Origin of the sequence: Pseudomonas sp. BN515 (genome assembly GCF_029873155.1) — a bacterium.
Taxonomy (GTDB): Bacteria; Pseudomonadota; Gammaproteobacteria; order Pseudomonadales; family Pseudomonadaceae; genus Metapseudomonas.
This window is the reverse complement of sequence record NZ_SSOH01000085.1, coordinates 1-10119: the sequence shown is the minus strand read 5'-3', so window position 1 is coordinate 10119 and position 10119 is coordinate 1. Positions and strand designations below refer to the sequence as shown.

The window sequence follows — 10119 nt, the reverse complement described above, 5'->3', positions numbered from 1 at the left end:
CGCGACCTGGACTCGACGGCGAACGCCGAACGCGCTTCAGCGCGGCCCCGAAGGGGTGAGGGATGCAGGACCGAATAACCTGGGACGAAGTCCCTGGTGAGAGTCCGGCGCCCAAAAGAAAAGCCCCCGGCATATGCCGAGGGCTTTCAATTTGGCTCCGCGACCTGGACTCGAACCAGGGACCCAATGATTAACAGTCATTTGCTCTACCGACTGAGCTATCGCGGATCGGATGCGGCGTATCTTACTGATTAGAAAGGAGAAGTCAAGCGTTTGCCTGAACTTCTCCAGATTCTTTTCAGAGGACCTGGGTGATGGCGCGGGTCACGCTGTCCAGGTTGCTGTTGTTCAGTGCGGCAACGCAGATGCGGCCGGTGCTGACGGCGTAGATACCGAACTCGTTCTTCAGGCGCTCTACCTGCTCGGCGGTGAGGCCGGAGTAGGAGAACATGCCACGCTGGCGGGCTACGAAGCTGAAGTCGCGCTTGGCGCCCTGGGCAGCCAGTTGTTCGACCATGGCCAGGCGCATGCTGTGGATGCGGGTGCGCATCTCGCCCAGTTCCGCTTCCCACATTGCACGCAGTTCCGGGCTGTTCAGCACCGAAGCCACCACGGTGGCGCCGTGGGTCGGCGGGTTGGAGTAGTTGGTGCGAATCACGCGCTTGACCTGGGACAGCACGCGGCCGGCTTCTTCCTTCGAGTCGGTCACCACGGACAGGGCGCCAACGCGCTCACCGTACAGGGAGAAGGACTTGGAGAAGGAGCTGGATACGAAGAACTGCAGGCCGGACTGGGCGAACAGGCGCACCGCGAAAGCGTCGTCATCGATGCCGGAGCCGAAGCCCTGGTAGGCGATGTCGAGGAACGGCACGTGCTCGCGCTCGCGCAGGACTTCCAGGACGGCTTTCCAGTCTTCCAGTTCCAGGTCCACGCCGGTGGGGTTGTGGCAGCAGGCGTGCAGGACCACGATGGAGCGGGCGGGCAGCGCCTTGAGGTCTTCCAGCAGACCAGCACGATTTACGCCATTGGTGGCGGCATCGTAGTAGCGGTAGTTCTGCACCGGGAAGCCGGCGGATTCGAACAGGGCGCGGTGGTTTTCCCAGCTCGGGTCGCTGATGGCGACTACGGCATTGGGCAGCAGGCGCTTGAGGAAGTCGGCGCCGGTCTTCAGCGCGCCGGTGCCACCTACGGCCTGGGTGGTGACGACACGGCCCTGGGCCAGCAGTTCGGAATCGGCACCGAACAGCAGCTTCTGCACGGCCTGGTCGTAGGCAGCGATGCCTTCGATCGGCAGGTAACCGCGCGGGGCGTGCGCTTCGATGCGGGCCTTTTCCGCTTCAGCTACAGCGCGCAGGAGCGGGATACGGCCTTGCTCGTTGTAGTAAACGCCCACGCCCAGATTGACCTTGTTGGCACGGGTGTCGGCGTTGAACGCTTCGTTGAGACCCAGGATGGGGTCGCGCGGAGCCATTTCGACGGCAGAAAACAGACTCATGATGCGGCAGCTCGGAGGAGGAAGGTGAGGATGGGACGTAACCCCGAACGATGTGCGCTAGGGGTTGCGCAATCGGGCCGGTATTATAGCGGCCCAGACAGTTTGCGGCGACATCGCTCGCAAGCTTTCCGCCAGGTATGACGCCCGTTCTGCGCAGGTGTCACATCCAAAGTCGAGGTCAGCATGTCGGAGTTCCAGCTTGTCACCCGCTTCAAGCCCGCCGGCGACCAGCCGGAGGCCATTCGCCAGATGGTGGAAGGGCTGGAAGCCGGCCTTTCGCACCAGACCCTGCTGGGCGTGACGGGGTCGGGGAAGACCTTCAGCATTGCCAACGTCATTTCCCAGGTTCAGCGACCAACGCTGGTCCTGGCGCCCAACAAGACTTTGGCTGCGCAGCTTTACGGCGAGTTTCGAGCCTTCTTCCCGAACAACTCCGTCGAGTACTTCGTTTCCTATTACGACTACTACCAGCCGGAAGCCTACGTCCCGTCCTCTGACACCTATATCGAGAAGGACGCCTCGATCAACGACCACATCGAACAGATGCGTCTGTCGGCGACCAAGGCGCTGTTAGAACGGCCCGACGCCATCATCGTCGCCACAGTGTCTTCCATCTACGGTTTGGGGGATCCTGCGTCCTATCTGAAGATGGTGTTGCACATCGATCGTGGTGACCGCATCGACCAGCGTACCCTGCTGCGACGCCTGGCCGAGTTGCAGTACACCCGTAACGATATGGACTTCGCCCGCGCCACCTTTCGGGTTCGCGGCGATGTCATCGATATCTTCCCGGCGGAATCCGACCTCGAGGCCATCCGCGTCGAGCTGTTCGACGATGAGGTGGAAAGCCTGGCGGCGTTCGATCCGCTGACCGGCGAAGTGATCCGCAAGCTGCCGCGCTTCACTTTCTACCCCAAGAGTCACTACGTGACGCCCCGCGAGGTGTTGCTGGAGGCGGTGGACCAGATCAAGGAAGAACTGAAGGAACGCCTGGAGCATCTGCGCTCCACGAACAAGCTGGTCGAGGCGCAGCGACTTGAACAGCGCACCCGTTTCGACCTGGAGATGATCCTCGAGCTGGGCTATTGCAACGGCATCGAGAACTATTCCCGCTATCTATCTGGTCGTGCGCCAGGCGAGGCACCGCCGACGCTCTACGATTACCTGCCGGCCAATGCCCTGTTGGTGATCGACGAATCCCACGTCACCGTTCCCCAGGTTGGCGCCATGTTCAAGGGGGACCGCTCGCGCAAGGAAACTCTGGTGGAATACGGCTTCCGCCTGCCGTCGGCGCTGGATAACCGTCCGTTGCGTTTTGACGAGTGGGAGGCCATCAGCCCTCAGACCATCTTCGTGTCGGCCACGCCCGGCCCTTATGAGGGTGAGCACGCCGGCCGGGTGATCGAGCAGGTGGTGCGGCCCACTGGTCTGGTGGACCCGGAGGTCGAAGTGCGCCCGGCTACTACCCAGGTCGATGACCTGCTCTCGGAAATCCACAAGCGTGTGGCGGTCGAAGAGCGGGTGCTGGTCACCACCCTGACCAAGCGCATGGCCGAGGACCTCACCGACTACCTGGCCGATCACGACGTCAGGGTGCGTTACCTGCACTCGGACATCGATACCGTGGAGCGCGTGGAGATCATTCGTGACCTGCGTATTGGCACATTTGACGTGCTGGTAGGCATCAACCTGCTGCGCGAAGGCCTGGACATGCCGGAAGTGTCGCTGGTCGCCATTCTGGACGCCGACAAGGAAGGTTTCCTGCGTTCCGAGCGCTCGCTGATCCAGACCATTGGCCGTGCGGCGCGAAACCTGAACGGTAAGGCGATCCTCTACGCGGATAACGTCACTGGCTCCATGCAGCGTGCCCTGGGTGAGACCGAGCGGCGGCGTAACAAGCAGATGGCCTTCAACGAAGCCCACGGTATCGTGCCGAAGGGCGTGAAGAAGGACATCCAGGACATCCTCGAGGGCGCCACCGTGCCCGGCTCGCGCAGCAACAAGCGCAAAGCCATGGCCAAGGCGGCCGAGGAGAGTGCCCGCTACGAGGCCGAGCTGCGTTCGCCCAATGAGATCACCAAGCGCATTCGTCAGATGGAAGAAAAGATGTTCCAACTGGCTCGCGACCTGGAGTTCGAAGCCGCGGCGCAGATGCGCGACGAGATCCAGAAGCTGCGCGAGCGGTTGATAAATCTCTAAGAAAAAGGCGCCGGAGGGCGCCTTTTTCATGGGGCTTCAGCGTCTGCCGAAGATGATCATGACCACCCCTATGAGGGTCGCCAGGCACGCCCCCAGGGCGGCGACTTCCAGGCGCTCGCCGAGGATCAGGAACCCCAGCAGCAGGGCCACTACGGGGTTCACAAAGGCGAAGGTGGACACCAGGCTCGGCTTCACTTCCCGCAGCAGCCAGAAGTATGCGGGATAGACCCCCAGGCTGACCGGAATCACCAGGTAGGCCATCCACAACCAGGCGTCCAGGCTCACGTTGGCCAGCTCAACGCCGTGCCAATCCCCTCGCCAGAGGCCGAAGATTGCCAGGATCACTGTGCCAGACAGCATCTGCAGGCTGAGGCCCATCCAGCTGGAGCGGAAGGGCGGACGCTGGCGCAGCAGCCAGGCGCCGATGGCCCAGAGCAGGGTGGCCAGTACGACCAGGCCGCCGGCGAACCACTGTTCGAAGCCGGCGCCGCTGCCAAGGCCATTGCCCATCAGCATCACGATGCCGCCGCTCGCCAGGGCCAGGCCGCAGAGGACCCACAACGGTGGGCGGCGATCCAGCAGCCACTCCAGGGCGACACTCCAGAGGGGCAGGGTGGTGTAGAGCATCGCCAGCATGCCGGTCGGCAGGAACTGGTTGGCGTAGATCAGCGCTCCCTGCCCCACGGCGATCAGCATCACACCGCCGATCAACGCGCCGCCCAGATCGCTGCGCTGGACCTGCGCCTTGCCGCTGGCTAGCACCCAGCCAAGTGCCAGGGTGCCGGCGAACAGGAAGCGCAGGGTCGCGATGACGAAGGGCGGCAGTTCGCGGAGGAGGAAGTGGTTGGCCAGATAGGTGGTGCCCCAGCCTATGTAAATCATGGCGAAGGCACCGATCAGCAGAAGGGTGCGGCGGGTCGAAGCGTGGGAAGACATGTACAGCCTGAAGCGAATCGCGCCGGTGGCCCGGCGCGGGATTAGTGGGCGGCGGCGCTTGCTTCACCGGTGGAACCGGCGGGCAGGGCGCGGGTGAGCAGCACGGCGAGCATGCTGACGCCGAGGGCGATGCCGATGAAATGGAAGGCGTCATTGTAGGCCATGATGCTGGCCTGCTGGTGGGCGATCTCGCTGAGTTTGCCGAGGGCGGCCTGTTCGCTGCCAAGCTTCTCGGTCAGCAGAGCCAGGCGTTCGGCCACTTGCGGGTTACTCGGGACCAGGGATTCGCGCAGGTAGTCGAAGTAGACCTTGGCGCGTGCATCCAGCAGGGTGGCGAGCAGGGCGATACCAATGGCGCCGCCGAGGTTGCGCAGGATGTTGAACAGGCTGGAGGCCGAGCCTGCGTCCTGGGGCTGGATGTAGGCGGTGGCGATCAGTGACACCGTCACCATTACCAGCGGCTGGCCGAGGGCGCGGATGATCTGGATCTGGTTGAACTGCGGTCCGGCGAAATCAGGGTTTAGTATCCCGGAGGCGAAGCTGGCATAGCCGAACAGGCCGAAGCCCAGCGCACAGAGGAACTTGGGCGGAATCACCTTCATCAGCTTGGGTACCAGCGGAATCAGGAACAGCTGAGGAACACCCATCCACATGATCACTTCGCCGATCTGCAGCGCGTTGTAGCCCTGGATCTGTGCCAGGTACAGCGGCAGCACGTAAATCGAGCCATACAGGCCCATGCCGAGGCCGACGCTGGAAATGCTCGACAGGCCGAAGTTGCGATTCTTCAGGATGCCCAGGTTGATCAGCGGGTTGGGGCGCGAGACCTGGAGGATGACAAACAGGATCAGGCTCACCAGGGCGACGCTGCCCAGGCCGACGATCAGCTGGGACTCCAGCCAGTCCTTGCGATGACCTTCCTCCAGGAACACCTGCAGGCAGCCCAGCCCGAGGCCGAGGGTGACGATACCCGCGTAGTCGGTGCGCTTCAGCAGCTCCCAGTGCGGGGCTTTCTTTTCCAGCCCGTACATCAGGCCGGCAATCATCAGCAGGCCCGGTGGCACGTTGATGTAGAAGATGTACTCCCAGCCGAAATTCTCCGTCAGCCAGCCACCCAGGGTCGGGCCGATGGACGGGGCGAAGGTGGCGGTGATGGCGAACAATGCCATGCCCTTGGCGCGATGGTGTTCCGGCAGCTTGATCAGCGTGAGAGTGAACGCCAGTGGGATCAGCGCGCCGCCGGTGAAGCCCTGCATGGCGCGGAACACGATCATGCTCTCCAGGCTCCAGGCCAGGGAGCAGAGCAGGGAAGAAATCAGGAAACCGATGGAGACCCAGACCGCCAGGCGTCGTGCGGAGAGCAGCTGCACCAGCCAGGCAGTGAGGGGAATCATGATGATTTCCGCCACCAGGTAGGAGGTGGAAATCCACGAGCCCTCTTCCAGGGTGGCGGAGAGCGCCCCCTGGATGTCCTTGAGCGAGGAGTTGGTGATCTGGATGTCGAGGACTGCCATGAACGCACCGAGCATGGCGCTCATCACGGCAATCCAGTCGCGCCGGGTAGGTTCGCCGGTAGGGCGAACCAGTGCATCACCCGCCATGGTTCTCGGCCTTCAGGTGCACCTTGACCAGAACGGACATGCCGGGGCGGATACGGCCCTTGAGCGGGTTGTCAGCGGTGAAGGTCAGCTTCACCGGAATGCGTTGCACCACCTTGGTGAAGTTGCCGGTGGCGTTGTCCGGCGGCAGCAGGCTGAACTGTGCGCCGGACGCTGCGAACAGGCTGTCCACGCGGGCTTCGATCGGGGTGTCGGGGAAGCTGTCGAACACCAGTTCGGCGGTCTGGCCGGGAACCATGCGCTCGATCTGGGTTTCCTTGAAGTTGGCCTGGACCCAGATGTCGCTGTCCGGCACCAGGGACAGCAGGTGGGCGCCGACCTGGACGTACTGGCCATTGCGCGCGGCGCGCTGGCCGACGCGGCCGTCCACGGGGGAGCGGATCTCGGTGCGGCCGAGGTTGATTTCGGCCTGAGCCACTTCGGCGCGGGCTGTAGCGATCTGTGCTTCCAGGCGCTTGACCTCGGCATTCAGGGCATCGATCTGTTGGCGCTGGGCCTTGAGATCGGCCTCGGCCTTGGCGACCTGCGAGCGTGCCACGCGGGAGTCGGCGGACAGGGTGGTGACCCGCTCTTCCGAGATGTAGCCGGGCTTGCGCAGGGTTTGGGCGCGGGACAGGTCGATCTGGGTGCGGCCAAGGGTTGCCTGGCTGGCTGCCACGTCGGCCTGGCTGGCGGCTATCAGGCTGGATTGCTGGGTCAGCTTGCTCTGTGCCTGGGCCAGTTCGGCCTCGCGGGTTGCGAGCTGGGCGCGGGCGCGCTCCAAGGCGAGTTTGAAGTCGTCGGCTTCCAGGCGTACCAGCAGGTCGCCCTTCTTTACTTGCTGGTTGTCGGTGACCAGGACTTCGTCGATTCGGGCGCCCAGTTGGCTGGAGATGCGAGTGATCTCGCCTTGGACATAAGCGTTGTCGGTGGACTCGACGAAGCGGCCGATCAGCAGCCAGTGAGCGAAGAAGCCGGCGATGACCATTGCCACCAGGGCGATGAAGATGAACAGGCGGCGTTGCAATTTTGCAGGCATATGAAAACCGGGCTCGAAGTCTTTGCAGAATGTTGCGAATCTAGCAGTGTTCCGTCCTCGCAAATAGCCAGTACAATTCAGAAACTTTGTTGCTTATAGGGAACAATCATGGGGCTGGATGATGCGCTGATCTTCACTCGCGTGGTCGAGTGCCACAGCTTCACTCAGGCTGCACAGAGCCTGGGGATGCAGAAATCCACCGTCAGCCGACGCATAGCCCTGCTGGAAGAACGGCTTGGCGTCCGCCTGCTCAATCGCACCACTCGCAAATTGCGCCTGACCGAAGTGGGGCTGGCCTACTACGAGCGTTGCCGGCAAATCATGCTGGACTTCGCCGAGGCCGAGCAGGCTGTGATGCAACTGCAGCAGGAACCGTCCGGCCTGCTGCGAGTGACCGCGCCCATCGAGTTCGGCCAACTGTTCCTCGGCAAGGTGCTGGGCAGTTTCATGCGCCAGTATCCGCAGATCACCGCTGAGGTGGAGATCACCTCGCGCAACGTCGATCCGTTGGAAGAGGGCGTGGATATCGCCATCATGATCGGCCAGCCCCAGGATTCCACCCTGATCGCCCGCAAGCTCTTCGAGAGCGCCCGACGCCTGTGCGCCAGTCCAGCCTATCTGGCGGCACACGGCACACCGCGCACGGTTGAGGCGCTGGCTGGCCATCGTGCAGTGCTGCTGCCGCAGGATTCCCAGCGCTACTGGATGCTGCAGGGGGAAAGCGTGCCCTGCCAGCGCGTGCTCTATTGCAACAACATCACCTTTGCCCGTGAGGCGGTGCTGGCTGGCGCCGGCATCGCTGCGCTGCCCTTGATGTTCACTGAGCCGGCCGTGCAGCGTGGCGAGCTGATCGAGCTCCTGCCCGAGGCGCGTCTGCCCAGTGGAGAGATCTATGCTGTCTATCCGTCGAGGCGCTTCCAGGCGATGAAGGTCAAGGCCTTCCTTGACTTCCTGATGCGCAGCTTGCCGGTGCAGGAAGGTCACTTGCTGGAGCCCGCGGCGGCCAGCCTGATAAGATCGCGCCTTTGATCGTCCCTCTGCTTCGAGAACAACCCATGACCACCGTCCGTACCCGTATCGCGCCGTCGCCCACCGGCGACCCGCACGTGGGCACCGCCTACATCGCCCTGTTCAACCTGTGTTTCGCGCGCCAGCACGGCGGTCAGTTCATCCTGCGCATCGAAGACACCGACCAGCTGCGCTCCACCCGCGAGTCCGAGCAGCAGATCTTCGACGCCCTGCGCTGGCTTGGCATCGAGTGGGACGAAGGCCCGGACGTCGGCGGCCCGCACGGCCCCTATCGCCAGAGCGAGCGTGGCGAGATCTACAAGAAGTACTCCCAGGAGCTGGTGGACAAGGGCCATGCCTTCCCCTGTTTCTGCACCGCTGAGCGCCTCGACAAGCTGCGTGCCGAGCAGACCGAACGCAAGGAAACCCCGCGCTACGACGGCCACTGCATGCACCTGTCCAAAGACGATGCTGACAAGCGGATCGCCGCCGGCGAGCCCCACGTCGTGCGCATGAAGGTGCCGAGCGAAGGCGTCTGCGTGGTGCCGGACATGCTTCGCGGCGATGTCGAAATCCCATGGGATCGCATGGACATGCAGGTCCTGATGAAGACCGACGGTCTGCCCACCTACTTCCTCGCCAACGTGGTGGACGACCACCTGATGGGCATCACCCACGTGCTGCGCGGCGAAGAGTGGCTACCCTCGGCGCCCAAGCTGATCAAGCTCTACGAATACTTCGGCTGGGAGCAGCCCAAGCTCTGCTACATGCCGCTGCTTCGCAATCCGGACAAGAGCAAGCTGTCCAAGCGCAAGAACCCCACGTCCATCACTTTCTACGAGCGCATGGGCTTCCTCCCCGAAGCGATGCTCAACTACCTGGGCCGCATGGGCTGGTCCATGCCGGACGAGCGCGAGAAGTTCTCCCTGGCGGAGATGGTCGAGCACTTCGACCTGTCGCGTATCTCGCTGGGTGGTCCGATCTTCGATCTGGAGAAGCTGTCCTGGCTGAACGGCCAGTGGATTCGCGAACTGCCGGTGGAGCGCTTTGCCGCCGAGGTGCAGAAGTGGGCACTCAATCCCGAATACCTGATGCGCATCGCGCCGCACGTGCAGGGCAGGGTGGAAACCTTCAGCCAGATTGCTCCGCTGGCGGGCTTCTTCTTCTCCGGCGCCGTGCCGCTGGATGCCAAGCTGTTCGAGCACAAGAAGCTGAGTCCGGACCAGGTTCGCCAGGTCATGCAGCTCGTGCTGTGGAAGCTGGAGTCCCTGCGTCAGTGGGAGAAGGACCGCATCACCGGCTGCATTCAGGCAGTGGCCGAAAGCCTGGAACTCAAGCTGCGCGATGTCATGCCGCTGATGTTCCCGGCCATCACCGGTCAGGCCAGCTCGGTCTCCGTGCTGGATGCGATGGAAATCCTTGGTGCCGACCTCAGCCGCTTCCGGCTGCGCCAGGCCATCGAGCTGCTCGGTGGCGTGTCGAAGAAGGAAACCAAGGAGTGGGAGAAATTGCTCGCGGCCATCGCCTGATGGCCCTTTGGTCGGTGCGGGGAAGGGCCCGCGCCGGCCGAGGTCGGGTAAGTGTTTGTTCTTCCAGATAAAAAAGTTCGGTTCGTAGAAAAAATATTGTTGACAGCAGGAGGGGGCGCCCCTAATATGCGCCCCGTCCTCGCGACGGGGCTATAGCTCAGCTGGGAGAGCGCTTGCATGGCATGCAAGAGGTCGACGGTTCGATCCCGTCTAGCTCCACCACTCCTTCAAGAGTGGGTCGCGAAAAGGCATGAAGGTTTTGTCCCCTTCGTCTAGTGGCCTAGGACACCGCCCTTTCACGGCGGTAACAGGGGT

Annotated in this window: 7 protein-coding genes and 2 tRNA genes; 4 read left to right on the top strand and 5 right to left on the bottom strand. The window is 63.0% G+C overall.

Features of this window, described 5'->3' with window-relative positions:
- Nucleotides 1–152: 152 nt before the first annotated feature.
- Both E8E91_RS23690 and E8E91_RS23685 read right to left on the bottom strand, forming a co-directional pair.
- Nucleotides 153–228 (bottom strand) — tRNA-Asn (locus E8E91_RS23690).
- A gap of 70 nt (nucleotides 229–298) precedes the next feature.
- Nucleotides 299–1495, bottom strand: a complete 1197-nt coding sequence (locus tag E8E91_RS23685; protein WP_280379294.1) for an amino acid aminotransferase — start codon at nucleotides 1493–1495, stop codon at nucleotides 299–301.
- Between the two features lie 183 nt (nucleotides 1496–1678).
- Here E8E91_RS23685 and uvrB point away from each other — a divergent pair, with 183 nt between their 5' ends.
- Nucleotides 1679–3694: an excinuclease ABC subunit UvrB gene (gene uvrB, locus E8E91_RS23680; RefSeq protein WP_280379291.1), complete on the top strand. Its 2016-nt coding sequence runs from the start codon at nucleotides 1679–1681 to the stop codon at nucleotides 3692–3694.
- Between the two features lie 36 nt (nucleotides 3695–3730).
- Here the strand turns inward: uvrB and E8E91_RS23675 are convergent, their stop codons facing one another.
- From E8E91_RS23675 to E8E91_RS23665, 3 genes are read right to left on the bottom strand one after another with little or no spacing between them, the layout of a single operon-like run.
- A complete protein-coding gene (locus tag E8E91_RS23675; protein ID WP_280379289.1) occupies nucleotides 3731–4630 on the bottom strand; it encodes an EamA family transporter in 900 nt (299 codons plus the stop codon).
- Between the two features lie 41 nt (nucleotides 4631–4671).
- Nucleotides 4672–6171 (bottom strand): MDR family MFS transporter, encoded by a 1500-nt coding sequence (locus E8E91_RS23670; protein ID WP_280364176.1) that lies wholly within the window; start codon nucleotides 6169–6171, stop codon nucleotides 4672–4674.
- Between the two features lie 49 nt (nucleotides 6172–6220).
- Nucleotides 6221–7267 carry an HlyD family secretion protein gene (locus tag E8E91_RS23665; protein WP_280379287.1) on the bottom strand — a complete coding sequence of 349 codons (1047 nt, stop codon included), beginning with the start codon at nucleotides 7265–7267 and terminating at the stop codon, nucleotides 6221–6223.
- 108 nt (nucleotides 7268–7375) lie between these two features.
- On the opposite strand from E8E91_RS23665, the gene E8E91_RS23660 reads away from it, so the two are divergent.
- The 3 genes from E8E91_RS23660 to E8E91_RS23650 all read left to right on the top strand — a co-directional run bounded on the left by E8E91_RS23660 (nucleotide 7376) and on the right by E8E91_RS23650 (nucleotide 10026).
- Nucleotides 7376–8296 carry a LysR family transcriptional regulator gene (locus tag E8E91_RS23660; protein ID WP_190828647.1) on the top strand — a complete coding sequence of 307 codons (921 nt, stop codon included), beginning with the start codon at nucleotides 7376–7378 and terminating at the stop codon, nucleotides 8294–8296.
- A gap of 26 nt (nucleotides 8297–8322) precedes the next feature.
- Entirely contained in the window at nucleotides 8323–9804 is a 1482-nt protein-coding gene (gene gltX / locus E8E91_RS23655) for a glutamate--tRNA ligase (protein ID WP_280379284.1), read from the top strand.
- 146 nt (nucleotides 9805–9950) lie between these two features.
- Nucleotides 9951–10026, top strand: a tRNA-Ala gene (locus E8E91_RS23650).
- Nucleotides 10027–10119 lie beyond the last annotated feature (93 nt).

Bases quoted from the DNA above. Each gene is read 5' to 3' on its own strand.
- uvrB (WP_280379291.1), top strand. From the start codon at position 1,679: ATGTCGGAGTTCCAGCTTGTCACCCGCTTCAAGCCCGCCGGCGACCAG.
- E8E91_RS23685 (WP_280379294.1), bottom strand. From the start codon at position 1,495: ATGAGTCTGTTTTCTGCCGTCGAAATGGCTCCGCGCGACCCCATCCTG.
- gltX (WP_280379284.1), top strand. From the start codon at position 8,323: ATGACCACCGTCCGTACCCGTATCGCGCCGTCGCCCACCGGCGACCCG.
- E8E91_RS23675 (WP_280379289.1), bottom strand. From the start codon at position 4,630: ATGTCTTCCCACGCTTCGACCCGCCGCACCCTTCTGCTGATCGGTGCC.
- E8E91_RS23665 (WP_280379287.1), bottom strand. From the start codon at position 7,267: ATGCCTGCAAAATTGCAACGCCGCCTGTTCATCTTCATCGCCCTGGTG.
- E8E91_RS23660 (WP_190828647.1), top strand. From the start codon at position 7,376: ATGGGGCTGGATGATGCGCTGATCTTCACTCGCGTGGTCGAGTGCCAC.